Here is a 281-nt window from a genome sequence, read left to right as displayed (position 1 = left end):
AGCCTATCGCACTGGTACTAATAATGGCAGTCAGACCAAGTCCTATCGCAATAAACAACCAACGAGATTTGGTGCTAAGACTGAAAGAGAAAAATGACATAGGCTTTGGTCCTTATAAGCAATGTTTGATAGCAACGAGTCATAATATATCAAAGCACTATGTCATATTTAATGATCAGGTTTTGTGCAAAAATGATGAATAAGATAACAACGTGTTCTGGCAGTTGTCAAACTAAACCATACGAATGGCACCATCAAGACGAATCACTTCACCATTTAGG

Annotated in this window: 1 protein-coding gene; it reads left to right on the top strand. The window is 37.7% G+C overall.

What is annotated here, in order from left to right:
* Positions 1-203, top strand: a 203-nt coding sequence (locus AAEZ03_RS26950; RefSeq protein WP_350582872.1) for a hypothetical protein, incomplete at its 5' end; no start/stop codon positions are given.
* Positions 204-281: the final 78 nt, after the last annotated feature.

It is taken from the genome of Pseudomonas sp. HY2-MNA-CIBAN-0224 (assembly GCF_040310285.1).
GTDB lineage: Bacteria > Pseudomonadota > Gammaproteobacteria > Pseudomonadales > Pseudomonadaceae > Aquipseudomonas > Aquipseudomonas helleri.
The sequence above is the reverse complement of the archived record's forward strand: the minus strand, read 5'-3'. Positions and strand labels throughout refer to the sequence as shown.